Source organism: Achromobacter sp. JUb104 (assembly GCF_024806975.1).
Lineage (GTDB): Bacteria > Pseudomonadota > Gammaproteobacteria > Burkholderiales > Burkholderiaceae_B > Achromobacter > Achromobacter spanius.
The window spans coordinates 916,975-930,712 of the sequence record NZ_JANUEY010000002.1 but is presented as its reverse complement, the minus strand read 5'-3'; the positions used below and the strand labels follow the sequence as shown (position 1 = coordinate 930,712).

General features: G+C 63.0%; 14 protein-coding genes and 1 pseudogene. 10 read left to right on the top strand and 5 right to left on the bottom strand.

Features of this window, described 5'->3' with window-relative positions:
• Window positions 1–146: 146 nt before the first annotated feature.
• Entirely contained in the window at window positions 147–557 is a 411-nt protein-coding gene (locus tag M2361_RS16130; protein ID WP_259250563.1) for a helix-turn-helix domain-containing protein, read from the top strand.
• Window positions 557–1,649: pseudogene (locus M2361_RS16125) on the top strand (type II toxin-antitoxin system HipA family toxin). The gene M2361_RS16130 and the pseudogene M2361_RS16125 overlap by 1 nt, the downstream one beginning before the upstream one ends.
• A 7-nt stretch (window positions 1,650–1,656) precedes the next feature.
• On the opposite strand, the gene M2361_RS16120 reads toward M2361_RS16125, so the two are convergent.
• Window positions 1,657–2,142 carry a hypothetical protein gene (locus M2361_RS16120; protein ID WP_259250560.1) on the bottom strand — a complete coding sequence of 162 codons (486 nt, stop codon included), beginning with the start codon at window positions 2,140–2,142 and terminating at the stop codon, window positions 1,657–1,659.
• 15 nt (window positions 2,143–2,157) lie between these two features.
• A complete protein-coding gene (locus tag M2361_RS16115) occupies window positions 2,158–2,934 on the bottom strand; it encodes a Crp/Fnr family transcriptional regulator (protein WP_259250559.1) in 777 nt (258 codons plus the stop codon).
• Between the two features lie 158 nt (window positions 2,935–3,092).
• Between M2361_RS16115 and M2361_RS16110 the strand changes: the two genes are divergently transcribed.
• From M2361_RS16110 to M2361_RS16100, 3 genes are read left to right on the top strand one after another with little or no spacing between them, the layout of a single operon-like run.
• A complete protein-coding gene (locus M2361_RS16110) occupies window positions 3,093–4,307 on the top strand; it encodes an ABC transporter substrate-binding protein (RefSeq protein WP_259251505.1) in 1,215 nt (404 codons plus the stop codon).
• 13 nt (window positions 4,308–4,320) lie between these two features.
• Window positions 4,321–5,235, top strand: a complete 915-nt coding sequence (locus M2361_RS16105; RefSeq protein WP_259250557.1) for a 3-keto-5-aminohexanoate cleavage protein — start codon at window positions 4,321–4,323, stop codon at window positions 5,233–5,235.
• 24 nt (window positions 5,236–5,259) lie between these two features.
• Complete coding sequence (locus tag M2361_RS16100; protein ID WP_259250556.1) at window positions 5,260–6,036, top strand: SDR family oxidoreductase; 777 nt, start codon at window positions 5,260–5,262, stop codon at window positions 6,034–6,036.
• Window positions 6,037–6,079: 43 nt separating this feature from the next.
• On the opposite strand, the gene M2361_RS16095 is transcribed toward M2361_RS16100, so the two are convergent.
• The gene (locus M2361_RS16095) at window positions 6,080–7,348 is read right to left on the bottom strand and encodes an NAD(P)/FAD-dependent oxidoreductase (RefSeq protein WP_259250555.1); all 1,269 of its coding nucleotides are present in this window, start codon (window positions 7,346–7,348) and stop codon (window positions 6,080–6,082) included.
• A 243-nt stretch (window positions 7,349–7,591) separates the two neighbouring features.
• On the opposite strand from M2361_RS16095, the gene M2361_RS16090 reads away from it, so the two are divergent.
• From M2361_RS16090 to M2361_RS16070, 5 genes are read left to right on the top strand one after another with little or no spacing between them, the layout of a single operon-like run.
• Window positions 7,592–8,710 (top strand): ABC transporter ATP-binding protein, encoded by a 1,119-nt coding sequence (locus M2361_RS16090; protein ID WP_259250554.1) that lies wholly within the window; start codon window positions 7,592–7,594, stop codon window positions 8,708–8,710.
• A gap of 8 nt (window positions 8,711–8,718) precedes the next feature.
• The gene (locus tag M2361_RS16085; RefSeq protein ID WP_259250553.1) at window positions 8,719–9,717 is read left to right on the top strand and encodes an NAD(P)H-quinone oxidoreductase; all 999 of its coding nucleotides are present in this window, start codon (window positions 8,719–8,721) and stop codon (window positions 9,715–9,717) included.
• 46 nt (window positions 9,718–9,763) lie between these two features.
• Window positions 9,764–10,432, top strand: coding sequence for a glutathione S-transferase (locus tag M2361_RS16080; protein ID WP_259250551.1), 669 nt, complete (start codon window positions 9,764–9,766; stop codon window positions 10,430–10,432).
• Between the two features lie 36 nt (window positions 10,433–10,468).
• A complete protein-coding gene (locus M2361_RS16075; protein WP_259250550.1) occupies window positions 10,469–10,936 on the top strand; it encodes a type II 3-dehydroquinate dehydratase in 468 nt (155 codons plus the stop codon).
• A gap of 12 nt (window positions 10,937–10,948) precedes the next feature.
• Window positions 10,949–11,977 carry a glyoxylate/hydroxypyruvate reductase A gene (locus M2361_RS16070; protein ID WP_259250548.1) on the top strand — a complete coding sequence of 343 codons (1,029 nt, stop codon included), beginning with the start codon at window positions 10,949–10,951 and terminating at the stop codon, window positions 11,975–11,977.
• A gap of 51 nt (window positions 11,978–12,028) precedes the next feature.
• On the opposite strand, the gene M2361_RS16065 is transcribed toward M2361_RS16070, so the two are convergent.
• Window positions 12,029–12,850, bottom strand: a complete 822-nt coding sequence (locus M2361_RS16065) for an ABC transporter permease (protein WP_259250547.1) — start codon at window positions 12,848–12,850, stop codon at window positions 12,029–12,031.
• 1 nt (window position 12,851) lies between these two features.
• Window positions 12,852–13,706, bottom strand: a complete 855-nt coding sequence (locus tag M2361_RS16060; RefSeq protein WP_100854311.1) for an ABC transporter permease — start codon at window positions 13,704–13,706, stop codon at window positions 12,852–12,854.
• Between the last annotated feature and the right edge of the window lie 32 nt (window positions 13,707–13,738).

The window sequence follows — 13,738 nt, the reverse complement described above, 5'->3', positions numbered from 1 at the left end:
CTATTATTCAGATATGAATTGAATAGTGATTTAATGGTTCATATATGAACCTTTATTTCTATTTATTCGATTGCTCATGAACTGCCTGTATGCTCAAATATGAATGCCTAATGGCTATTTTTGTCCATATCTGAGCAGGTGCACGTATGCCATCTTCCGAGCAAAAGACGCTGGGCCCACGCGTGGCATTGCCACGGCCGGTAGACCGCGCGTTGCACCGCCTTGGGCAAGACATCTCCACGGCGCGCCGTGTGCGCCGCTTGAGCCAGGAAGACTTGGCGCAGCGTATCGGTACATCACTGAGCACCGTGAGGCGCATGGAAGATGGCTATCCCGGCACCGCCTTGAATACCTTCCTCCGTGCCTTGCACGTGCTTGGCCGTCTTGACGAGATGGTGAAGGTGATGGCTACCGAAAATGACACCCTGGGCATGGAACTGGTGCGGGAACAACTGCCCCAACGGGTCCGAACCTCCCAGGGCAACGCGCGCACTGCGCGTTCTGCTGCCGCCAAAGAGGGCGCAGTGGATGACACCGATGAATTGGAGGGCTTCTGATGGCTACCAAGGCATCGCGGCGTCAGGATCTGGAGGTACATCTAGGTTCCCAAGGTCAGATCGTAGGGCGCTTGTATCTGGGTAGCGGCAAGCGTAGCGCGTTCAGGTACGACGAACGTTGGTTACGGGATCCAAGATTCTTCGCGCCGTCACCCGATCTCTTGCCGGTTTTGAGCGTTCAACATCCTGACGGGGCTTTTTTCCGTGCGCTTGAGGATACGGCGCCAGACTCGTGGGGCGAACGCGTGATATTTGCGCTCGGGTGGAACGCATTGGCACGTACCGCCGTTGGTGGAGTTGGGCAAGGTCGTGCAAGCGGCCCGCGCGTTAGAGGCCGGCACTGAGAGCGCGCAGGACCTGCAATACCTGCTTGGGCAAGGCACCTCGTTGGGCGGGGCCCGGCCCAAGTCGACCGTTCGAGATACCGATGGCCGTCTGGCCCTGGGCAAATTTCCCAGCCAGGCGGACAAGCGCGACGTGATTCGCGGCGAGGTGCTCGCTATGCAGCTTGCGGCCAAGGCGGGCATCAGCGCGGCTGCGGCGCGCGTGGAGCTGATCAATGGAACGGCAGTCGCCATCATTCGGCGATTCGACCGCGCCGCTGATGGCGGCCGTATACCCTACGTGTCGGCCGCGACGATGCTGCAGTCTGATGGCCGCGACACGGTTCAGGCATATACGGAATTGGTGGACGTCCTGTTGCAGGACGGCGCCAATCCGATTGCCGATATCCATCAGTTGTGGCGCCGGCTGGTCTTCAACTTTCTGATCTGCAACACGGACGACCATTTGCGCAATACCGGGTTTCTGTATGACGCGCGCAACCATGGATGGCGTTTGTCGCCAGCATTTGACCTGAATCCGATGCCTGGAGACCGTCGCGAGAGCAAGACATGGCTAACCGAAGACTCCGGACCCATTGACAGCCGGGACGTGCTGATGGAAGGGGCGCCTTACTTCAGATTGGAGGCGGAGGAAGCGGGGGCAATTTGGGCAGAAGTCGCGCAAGCCGTCGATAGCTGGCGCTTGGTTGCCAAGGGTTTAGGAATGCAGAGCACCGATTTAGTGGATTTCGATTCCGCATTTGCTTAACGAGCCCTCACCCCGCATGGCTCTGGAAATTGAAGACCCTCCACTGGCTGTCTTTGCCAAGCCGCATCTCGAACGTCATCATGCATCCCGTCGCCGCGTCATCGAATTCCACCCACACCTGGTCTTGATCCACCGCCACGCCGTTTAGCCAGCGGCGCAGCCGGTTGCCATGGGTTTGTGGGGGATGCCAGGATTTCAGCTCGGACACGCGCCCGCAGAATTGGCGGGCGGCGACGCGGCGCAGTTCATCCAGGTTGCGCCCGGTGTAGCCGTTCTTGAATGTCAGGTCATGGGCGCGTTGCCAGTTTTCCTGGTGGATATCCTGAATGAATGCCGAGGCGGTGGAGGTCGCGCCCTTGGGTTCGTAGGGCGATTTCAGGATCGTCCAGCCTGCCCAACCCAGCAAGAGGCAGAGCACGGGCAAGAGCAGCAAAGCAACGCGCAGCCCCACCTTCCGGGGCAAGCTTCCGCCCTTGTGGTCGTCGAATGTCAATGGATCTCCAATCGGTCAGCGGCGCATCATACTCGGCGAATCGCCGGAATCATCGTCAATCAACGCCCGCTGGTACAGCGCGTCCTTATCCAGAATCGTCATGCCGCCGTAGTGCGTTCGTAGTACCCCCGCGCGCGCCAGCCGCGTCAGCGCGGCGTTGCATCGTTGGCGGGACACGCCGCACAAGCTGGCGATTTCTTCCTGGGATATTTTCAATCGGCCCTGCGTGTCCGAATGGCGTTCGGCATCGAATTGCGCCGCCACGGCGCGGGCCACGGTGGTGTCCACGTCCAACAGGACGTTGCCGGTGTAGCTGGCCATCAGCCAGTTGACCCGCTGCGCCAGGTGCATCGTCAATGCCTTGGTGAATTCGATGTTGTGGTTCCACAGGCGTTCGCAGGTGTCGCGCGGCAGGATGACAATGCGGCTGGGGCGCAGCGCGATCACCTCATATTCAAAGCGCTCGCGGCGCAGCATGGTGGCTTCGCCGAACCAACTGCCGATGCTGAAACCGGCCAGCGACAAGGACTTGCCGTCCGCGCCGGGCGACGTCCATTTCACCAGGCCTTCAACCACGCCATACCAACCCAGCGATTTCGACCCCGCGCGAAACAGGTATTCGCCGGTGGCCAGCGATACCGTGCGCAGTTCCGATCGGACCAGGTTGCGCTCAAGCTTGGGCAGGCCGTTGTACCAGGGCACAACGCTCAGCATTTTGTCCACCGGGCATTCGGCCGGCTTGCGCGCGGGGCCACGGGTCTGGCTGCCTACGTTGGCGGTCGGTCCAGGCATGGTTTCTCCGTTCAACAACAGGGCAAAAGGGGAAAAGGGCGCACAGGTAAACCCTAGGCCGCTTTGTCACCATGATGACTGTACGCCCCTGGGGGCGGTCCCAGAATACTTGAGGCATCAAGAGCCAAAAAACATAAGAGGAGACCGGTATGTTGTCAATGCCACGCATCAAGTCCGGCAGCGCGCTCGCCTGCGCTGCCGCCGTGTCGCTGCTCGGCGCCAGCGCCGCGCACGCCCAGATCTCGGACGATGTCATTCGGATCGGATTCATCACCGACCTGTCCGGCGTGTATTCCGGCCCCGACGGCCCGGGTGGGGCGGAAGCCATCAAGATGGCCATCGAGGAAATGGGCGGCGAGATCAACGGCAAAAAGATCGAACTGTTGACGGCCGACCACCAGAACAAGGCGGATATCGCATCGGCCAAGGCGCGCGAATGGTTCGACCAGCGCGGCCTGGATATGCTGATCGGCGGCACCAATTCCAGCACCGCGCTGGCCATGTCGAAGGTGGCCGCGGACAAGAAGAAGCCCATCATCGTGGTGGGCGCGGGCGCACCCGCGCTGACCAACGAGCAATGCACGCCCTACACCTTGAACTATGCCTACGACACGGTTGCGCTGGCGCGTGGCACGGGCGCGGCGGTGGTCAAGGCGGGCGGTAAAAGCTGGTACTTCCTTACGGCCGATTACGCCTTCGGCCACGCGCTGCAAGCCGATACGACGAAGGTGGTCGAGGCGGGCGGCGGCAAGGTCGTGGGATCGGTCAAGCATCCCTTGTCAGCAAACGATTTCTCGTCGTTCCTGTTGCAGGCGCAAGCCAGCAAGGCCGAGATTCTTGCCTTGGCGAATGCCGGCGCCGACGCCACCAACGCCATCAAGGCCGCCAACGAATTCGGCGTGACCAAGACGATGAAGCTGGCGGGCATGATCATGTTCATCAACGACATCCACGCCATGGGCCTGCCCGCCACGCAGGGCATGTACCTGACCGATAGCTGGTACTGGAACGCCTCGGATGCGAGCCGCGCCTGGAGCCAGAAGTTCTTTGAACGCCGCAACGCCATGCCGTCGTCGCTGCAAGCGGCCGACTACTCCGTGGCGCTGCAATACCTGCGCGCGGTCAAGGCCTTGGGCACGGATGACGCCGACCGCGTCTTGGCATACCTGCGCGAGATCAAGCTGAATGACATGTACATCAAGGACGGCGTGGTGCGTCCGGATGGCCGCGTCGTGCACGACATGTACCTGTTGCAGGTGAAGACGCCGGACGAATCCAAAGAGGCTTGGGACTACTTCAAGGTGCTGCAAACGATTGACGGCAACGAGGCCTTCACCAAGCAGGCCGAGACGCGCTGCGCACTGTGGAAGTGAACCGGAGACCCCCATGGCCAAACGCAAAGTCATCGTAACCATCGCCCCGACCGGGGGCATGGCATTCAAGACCCAGAACCCGCATCTGCCGACGCAACCGGCTGAAATCGCGGAAGACGTTTACCGCTGCTACAACGCGGGCGCCAGCGTGGTGGCGCTGCACGCGCGCCGGTCCGATGACCAGGCCACGTGCGACGCGGCGATCTACCGCGACATGAACCAGCGCATCCGCGAGCGTTGCGACATCGTGCTGAACAACTCCACCGGGGGCGGCGTGCATGGCGACATGGTGAAGGAAACGTCGCCCGGCACTTGGGAAATTTTGTGGGAAGAGCGGCTCAAGGGCATGGATGCCGGCGCCGAAATGTGCACGCTGGACGCCACCACGCTGAACCTGGCGTTTGGTGGCCGCGAATACTTGATGAATACGCCGCTGAGCAAGGCGCGCGAACTGGCGGCCGGCATGAAGGCGCGCGGCATCAAGCCCGAGTGGGAAGTCTTCAGCCCCACGCACATCCTGCAAGACGCCACGACGCTGATCGAGGAAGGGCTGGACGAAGGGCCGCACTTCATCAACCTGGTCATGAACGTGCATCGGAATTTTCAAAATGCGATGCCGTTCTCGCCCCGGCATCTGCAAATGATGGTGGACCTGCTGCCAAAGAACAGCATCTTCTGCGTCAGCGGCATCGGCCCGTCGCAGCTTGAGGCCAACATCAGCGCGTTGCTGCTGGGTGGCCATGCGCGCGTTGGCCTGGAAGACAACCTGTATTACCGGCACGGCGAACTGGCCACCAATGTCCAACTGACCGAGCGCATCGTACGCATCATCCGCGAAATGGACATGGAGCCCGCCACGCCCGCCGAGGCGCGCGAGATCATGGGCTTGCCCTTGCAAAGCGGTATCCGCCCCGAGTTCGCGGTCTGATCGCATCATCTTTAACGAGACATCATGATTGAATCCCTGAACGGCAAGCGCGTCCTGATCACGGCGGGCGCGCAGGGCATCGGCTTGGCCATCGCGCAAAAATTCCTGGCATCCGGCGCCGAGGTGCACATCTGCGACGTGGACGCGGCAGCCTGCGAAGCGGCACGCAGCGCGAACCCGCGTATGACGGTCAGCGTGACCGACGTGTCCAGCGAAGCGCAGGTGGCGGCCATGTTCGCGGACTTGGCCGCGCGCTGGGGCAAGCTTGACGCCTTGATCAACAACGCGGGCGTGTCCGGCCCCACCAGCCGCCTGGAAGACACCACGCTGGATGCCTGGCAGAACACGCTGGACGTCAACCTGACCGGCACCTTCCTGTGCGCGCGCAGCGCCGTGCCCTTGTTGCGAGCGGCAGGTGGCGGCGCCATCATCAATATTTCGTCGGTGGCCGGCCGCCTGGGCTTTTCGCTGCGCAGCCCCTACAGCGCCAGCAAGTTCGGCTTGACGGGGCTGACGCAGACGTGGGCCATGGAACTGGGCCCGTCCAACATTCGCGTCAACTCCGTGCTGCCGGGCGTGGTGTCGGGTGATCGCGTCGAGCGCGTCATCGGCGCCCGCGCGCAGGCAGGCGGCGTCAGCAACGACGTGATGCGCGAACAACTGGTCGAGAAAGTCTCGCTACGCCGGATGACCCGCCCCGAAGACGTGGCCAACCAGGTGGCCTACCTGTGCTCCGACGAAGGCGCGGTCATCAGCGGGCAGAGCATCTCGGTGTGTGGCAACGTGGAGTATCTGGGCTGATCGTTAGCCGGCACGCGGAACAGGGCGGACCGGCATTCTTCCATCAAACCCTGGGCATCCCCCCGTCCTTCTCATACGCCAGATAGTCAAGGTGGATGCCGATGTGGTCCGCGATGTATTTCGCGTCGTGCCACACGCCCCAGATAAATGACGACGACCGGTTCGACTGGTTCGGCAGGCCCAGAAAGTAGATGCCTTTTTCAGCGGTGATGCCGCGCTTGTGAACGGGGTAGCCCTGGTCGTCGAACACGTCGACTTCCATCCAGCGGTAATCCACCTTGAAGCCGGTTGCCCAGACGATGCTCTTGATGCCGGCCTCGGCCAGGTTCAGGCTCAGGATCGGATTTGTCAGGCACTCGGGGTCGTCCAGCAGCTTCCAGGCTTCGGGTTCAGGCGGCAGGTCCAGGCCGTTCTGTTCGATGTAGGCGTCGGCTTCGCGCAGCACTTCAAAGTAGTCCGCATCGCCTTGCGCAACGTTTTCGGCCAAGCCCTCCTGGAACGCCATCACGCCGTTCTCAAAGCGCTGCGTGATGCCGACCAACTGAATGCCCGTGTGCGCCAGCCGACGAAAGTCGATGGTCTTGCCGTTGTCGTAGCCGCTGACCGCGAAGGCGACGTGCTCGCGCTTGGGCTTTTTCTTCACCTCGTCCCACATGCCCAACGCACCCAGCCACCAGCAGTAATCGCGTTCGCGGTAGGAACGGGGCGGGCGATAGTGTTCGCCCACGGACAGGTACACGGTGCGCCCGGCGCGGCGCAATTCCTCGGCAATCTGCGAGCCCGAAGCGCCCGCACCCACCACCAGCACCGCGCCGTCAGCGAGTTGGCCGGGATTCTTGTAGGCGGATGAATGCACCTGCTGGATGCCCGCGTCTTCCGGCACGATGGCCGGGTAGCTGGGAATCTGGAACGCGCCGGTTGCCGTCACCACATGCAGCGCCTCGAATACGCCGTCTGACGTGGTGACGGTGAAGCCGGGGCGCTTCTGGTTGCGCTGCACGCGCAGGACCTCGACGCCGGTGCGCACGGGCGCATTGATCATCCTGGCATAGTCTTCGAAGTACTGCGCCATGCGTTCCTTGGGCGGGAACACGTCCGCGCCGATGTCATCGAATTTCAGGCTGGGAAAGCGGTCATGCCAGGCGGGGCCGTTGGCCACCAGCGAGTCCCAGCGTTCCGAGCGCCAGCGTTCGGCGATGCGCTTGCGTTCCAGCACGATGTGGTCAATGCCCATCGCGCCCAGGTGCTCACTCATCGCGATGCCGGCCTGGCCGGCGCCGATCACCAAGGTATTGGTTTTTTCCACTGACATTGCTTTTCCTAAGAAGGTTCAAGACCGCATACGTGCATCGATGCGGCGCAGTGTGAGCCAGATGGCCGCGCTTGATAACTTGGTTTTTTGGACGCTGGGCTTAGGAAAAAGCAAATCACTCCCCCAGAGCCAACGCCGGGATCTCGTTTCGTTTTTTCCGATGGACCGCATCAATATCCACAAACGGCCGGTAGACCCCGCTTCCCTTATTCTGCAAAGCATCGCGCAACAGATAGAGCCGCCATGCAGAACAGCCCCGTGTCCCCAAAATCGTCCAGCGCGGTGAGCCTGGAAGGAGTGGTCAAGAAGTACCGTCAGCAGACGGTGTTGCAGGAGCTGTCGCTGAAGATCCGGCGCGGTGAATTCCTGACGCTGCTGGGGCCTTCAGGCTGCGGCAAGACCACGCTGTTGAACCTGATCGCGGGGTTCGCGCAAGCGGACAACGGCGAGATCTTCATCGAAGATCAACTGGTTACGGATCTGCCGCCCTATCAGCGGCAGATTGGCATGGTGTTTCAGAACTACGCGCTGTTTCCCCATATGACGGTGGCGCGCAACATCGGCTACGGCCTGCGCATGCGCCGGATGCCTGCTGGTGAGATCGCGCAGCGCGTAGAAGAGGCCATGGCGCTGGTAAAGCTGGACGGGCTGGGCGAACGCAGGCCCCGCGAGCTGTCCGGCGGCCAGCAGCAGCGGGTGGCGCTGGCGCGCGCCTTGGTGATCCGCCCCAAGGTGCTGCTGCTGGATGAGCCCTTCTCGGCGCTGGACAAAGGCCTGCGCGGCTCGATGCAGGTGGAAATTCGCGAGATCCAGCGCAAGCTGGGCGTAACCACGGTGTTCGTCACGCACGACCAGGGCGAGGCGCTGGCCATGTCGGACCGCATCGCGGTGATGTCCAGCGGCGTCATCCGCCAGATCGCCACGCCCGACGAGCTCTACCGAAATCCGCAGGACCCGTTCGTGGCCTCGTTCCTGGGCGATGTGAACATTCTTCCCGCGCACTATCACGGTTCAGACCCCGACGGCATCTTGCTGCGCCTGGGCGCAGGCTTGATCCGCGTGGCGCGAGACCGGCTGGTGGGCGGTTCGCACGAAGGCCGCCGCCTGGACATCTATGTGCGGCCGGAACAGATCCGGCTAGAGAGCCTGCATGGCGAATCCGTGCTTAGCGGCACGGTGGTGAACCATGTGTTCCAGGGCGATCACATTGATTCCTATATCGACGTCGATATCCCCGTGGCGGGTCATCAGCGCGTGATGGTGCGCAGCGCGGGTCTGGACGCCTTGCAGCATTGGCCGGTGGGCTCGGTGACCGGCCTGGCGTTGCCCGGCCAGGGCATCAGCGTGTTCAACGTGTCGTAATGCCCGCCATGACCGTCATTCCTTCCACCATGCAGGCGATCGTGGCCCGCGAGCCTGGCGACGCCAGTGTGCTGACGTTGGCAACCCGGCCCGTGCCGACGCCCGGCCCCGGCGAAGTGCTGCTGCGCGTGCACGCAGTCGGCGTCAACCGGCCGGACATCATGCAACGCCAGGGGGCGGTACGGCTGGCCCCTGGCGTCACCGACGTGCTGGGCCTGGAAGCCTGCGGCGAAGTCGTCGCCGCAGGCCCCGGCGTGCCCGAAGCGCTGCGGGGCCAACGGCTGATGAGCCTGTTGCCCGGCGGTGGCTATGCCCCCTGGTGCGTGGCGCGCGTCGATCATTCTTTTGTCGTACCGGACGGTCTGGACGACGACGCGGCGGCGGCCTTGCCCGAAGGCTTGTTCACCGTGTGGCACAACCTGTTTGAGCTTGGCCGCCTGCGCATGGACCAGACCGTGTTGATTCATGGCGCGGCGGGCGGCATCGGCACGCTGGCCCTGCGCATGGCGCACGCGGCGGGCGCGCGGGTGGTGGCGACGGCCGGGCGCGCGGATCGCTTGCCGGCGCTGCGCGAGATGGGCGCGGCCTTTGCCATCTGCTATCGCGATACGGATTTCGTGCAGGCCTGCCTGGACGCCACGCAAGGGCAGGGCGTGGACGTGGTGCTGGACATGGTGGGCGGCGACTATGTGCGGCGCAACCTTCAGGCGCTGGCCTTTGGTGGCCGCCACGTCAGCCTGTCGTTCTTGCAAGGGTCCCAGGTCAACATCGACCTGCTGACCCTGATGCAAAAGCAATTGAGCCTGCATTCATCCACCCTGCGGCCGCAAAGCGCGGCAGAGAAAACGCGCATGGCGCAGGCCATCACCCGGCATGTGCTGCCGCTGGTGTTGGACGGCCGCATCGCCCCACGCGTCCACGCCAGCCTGCCCCTGTCAGAGGCGGCGCAGGCGCACCGCTTGCTGGAAAGCGGCGACGTCTTCGGCAAGGTCGTGCTGCGTCCTTGATGCGTTGCGTGGTTCGTTTTGCGTTCGCGATAAAGGAATAGACCCCATGTTGAAGCTGCTTTACGCACCCACTTCCCCCTACGTCCGAAAAGTCATGGTTTGCGCGCATTTGGCGGGCGTGGCGGATCAGATCCAATGGCTGGACAGCGCGGCCAACCCGGTACGGCGTGATGCCCGTATCGCCGCCCACAACCCCTTGGCCAAGGTGCCAACGCTGATCCTGGGTGATGGCCAGTCGCTGTACGACAGCCGTGTCATCTGCGAATACCTGGCCCATCTGGGCGGCAACGCCGATTTGTTTCCCGCCGTGGGGCCGCGCCGCTGGGTCGCCCTGGCGCAACAGGCGCTGGGCGATGGGCTGCTGGATGCGGCCCTGCTGGCGCGCTATGAACGCACGGCTCGGCCGGCTGAACATCAATGGCCGGTGTGGCGCGATGCGCAACTGGTCAAGGTCGGCGCCTGCCTGGAGCAGATCGAACAGCAGGCAGGCGAGCTGATCAACCCGCTGACCTACCCGCTGACCGACCCGCAGGGGGCAGCACTTGCTGCGCAAGCGCCCACCATCGGTGAAGTCACCTTGGGTTGCGCGCTGGGCTATCTGGATTTTCGTTTTCCTGAACTGGACTGGCGCGCCAGCCATCCGCGCGCCGCGCAATGGGAAGCGGCGTTTCGCAAGCTGCCCGCCATGCAGGCAACGCTTCCTCATGAAGCTTAAGGCTGCATCACCTAGACCACATTCCGGACTACCGCCATGACGCCATCCACCACTACCACCAACGCCACCATCTGGTTTCTCAACGGCCCGAACGCCAATCTATACGGCCTGGACGCCAACAAGACCTATGGCGCCGAGAGTTTCCCGGCGCTGCGCGACCGTTGCGAAAAGAAGGCGGCAAGCCTGAACCTGCAACTGCATTTCGTGCAATCCAACCATGAAGGCCAGTTGATCGACTGGATACAGGAAGCGCGCGGCGATGCGCAAGGCATCATCATCAACGCCGCGGGCCTGACATATTCCTCGATTCCCATCCTGGATGCCTTGCTGGCGTTTCCCGGCCGCATTATCGAAGTCCACATGAGCAACATCTGGCGGCGCGAGACGTTTCGCCATCATTCCTATATTTCCAAAGCGGCCGACGGCGTCATCGCGGGCCTTGGCGGCGAGGGCTATGAGCTGGCCATTGAAGCCATGTCGCGCCTGATCGCGCGCCCCGCTTGAAAGGCGATACCGATGACGTCAAGCAACACCGCGAGCAACACCGCAAACAACACCGCGAACAACGCCGCGAACAACGCCGCGAACAACGCCGCGACCCTCGCCGCGCCCTCTGGCGCGCTGGTCTTCTACAGCCAGTTCGACGATTTCACCGCGTGGAAACAGGCATTGCAGGCGCGCATGCCTCCGTTGCGCGTCCTGCACGAGAGCGAGGTCGACGACCCCACCGCCATCCACTACGCACTGGCCTGGAAGCCGCCCACCGGCTTCTTTGACCCCATGCCCAACCTGCGCCTGATCATCAACTTGGGCGCGGGGGTGGATTCCTTGGTTGGTCGCAACGATCTTCCGGCCGGCGTACCCATTACCCGTATCACCGATCCGCATATGGCTCGCATGATGGCGGGCTACGTGCTGTTCGCCACGCTGCGCCACGCGCGCGATATTCCCTGGTTTGAACAGGCGCAGCGCCGTGGGGAATGGGCGTACCGGCATCCTCGGTCGCCAGAAGATACGCGCGTGGCGGTGCTGGGCCTGGGGGAACTGGGCGCCTATGCCGCCCATGAACTACAACGCCAAGGCTTCACCGTGCTGGGCTGGTCGCGCAGCCCGCGTCAGATTGAGGGCGTGCAGTGCCACGCGGGCATGGATGCGCTGGATACGGTGATCTCGCAGGCCGATATCCTGGTGATCATGCTGCCGCTGACGCCACAGACGCGCGGCCTGCTTGATCAGGCACGACTTGAGAAGCTGCCGCGCGGAGCCGCGCTGATCAACGTGGCGCGTGGCGCCTTGGTGGACCAGGCGGCCATGACGGCGCTGCTGCAAAGCGGGCATATCGGTGCGGCCACGCTAGACGTCTTTGAACGCGAACCCCTGCCCGGTGACGACCCGCTCTGGCGCATGGATAACGTGCTGATCACGCCGCATCTGGCATCCGTCGCCATTCCGGCGTCGGCGGCGGCGCAGATCGCCGAGAACATCGCGCGCGTGTCTTGCGGCGATGCCCCGGCCAACCAGATCGACCCATCGCGCGGGTATTGAGCGTCGGGCGGCCGGGTCGCCGGCCGCCGGGCCGCCGGATCGCCGGACCGCCTAATCCACTTCTTCAATATTCAGGATCTTGCCCAGGCCCAGGAAAGCGTTGGCTAGAGCCAGCAGGCTGGCCGTCACGGCGATATACACCACCGACAGCGCGGCAAGCGTCGGGTCCGCGAATTCACGCACGTAGTTGTACATCGACACCGGCAGCGTCTGCGTCAGTTGTGTCGTGACGAAGAGCGACGCGGTGAATTCACTGAACGACATGATGGCGGCGAACAACCACCCACCAAAGAGACCCGGCGCCAGCAAGGGCACGGTCACCGTGAACATCACCTTCAAGGGCGACGCGCCCAGGCTGGCCGCCGCCTGTTCCAGGCGTTCGTCGATGTTCTCCATGGACACATACACGCTGCGCATCACGAACGGCAGCACCAGCATCACATGACACAGGATGACCAGGCCGTAGCCCCGGTCCATGTCAAACTGCGCCACCAGAATCAGCAGCCCCAGGCCCAGCGTGAAATGCGGGATCACCAGCGGCGACAGCAGGATGGCCTGCAACATGTCCTTGCCGGGAAAGCCCATGCGCTTGACGGCGATGGCCAGCGCGGTGCCGATGAACAGCGCCAGGAACGACGCCCAGACCATCACGATCAGGCTGGCGCGAAAGCCCTGCTGGAAGTCCGGGTACGTGAACACCCGTTCAAACCAGCGTAGCGACCAGGCTTCGGGCGGAAACGTCAGCAGCGCCTTGTCGTTGAACGATGCCAAGGTCACCACCACCACCGGCAACAGCACGAACGCCAGGATAAGGGTGATCAGCAGCGGCGCGCCAATGCGCAGCGGCAAGGGCAGAGTGTGTTTGATGGCCATGCTAGTGCGCTCCCATTGCTTTGAGTCGCTTGGTGCCCCGGCCCAGCAGCATCAGCGACACGACCGTCAAGGCCAGGCCGGCAACGCTCAGGCTCGCGGCCAGGGGGAAGTTCATGGAAGAGAAACCCAACTGGTAGACCAGTGTGGACACCGTCGGCACACGGCCGCCGCCGATCATCTGCGGCGTGGCAAACGCGCTGAAGGTCCAGGCGAACGACGTGGTGATGCTGGCGATGATGCCCGGCATGGACAGCGGCAGCGTTACCGTCAGGAAGGTGCGCACGGGGCCGGCGCCCAGGCTTTGCGCGGCTTTTTCATAGTCGCGGTTGATGTGCGAAATGGCGGTGGCCAGCATCAGCACCACCACGGGTATCGTCACGTGTACCAGCGCAATCAGCACGCCCAGGTGCGTGAACATCAGGTTCAACGGTACGTCGATCAGCCCAATTTTCCGCAACACCGTGTTGATGAAGCCGTTGTTGCCCAGCACGATGATCCACGAATACGTGCGGACGATTTCACCCAGGAACAACGGCGTGATCGACACGATGAGGATGAACGATTTCAGCAGGCGGTTGCGCACCCGCACCATGGCGTAGGCCAGCGGGTAGGCCACCAGCAAGGAGCAGACGGTGGTTTCGATGCTGAGCAGCAGCGTGTTGGCGAAGGCGGACAGGTAGACGGACTTGCCCAGCCCCGTGAAGTTCGCCAGCGTCAGCCCGCCCACGTCCAACGAGCCGGGAATGAAGGCGCGTACGCTGAATTGCAGCACCGCCGCCATCGACACGCAGATGCACAGGGCGATGAGACCGGCGGGTGATATCAACCAGCCGCGCAGACTGGAACGTGTATTCATAGGGGCTTGTCAATCCGAATGCGTTGATGCTT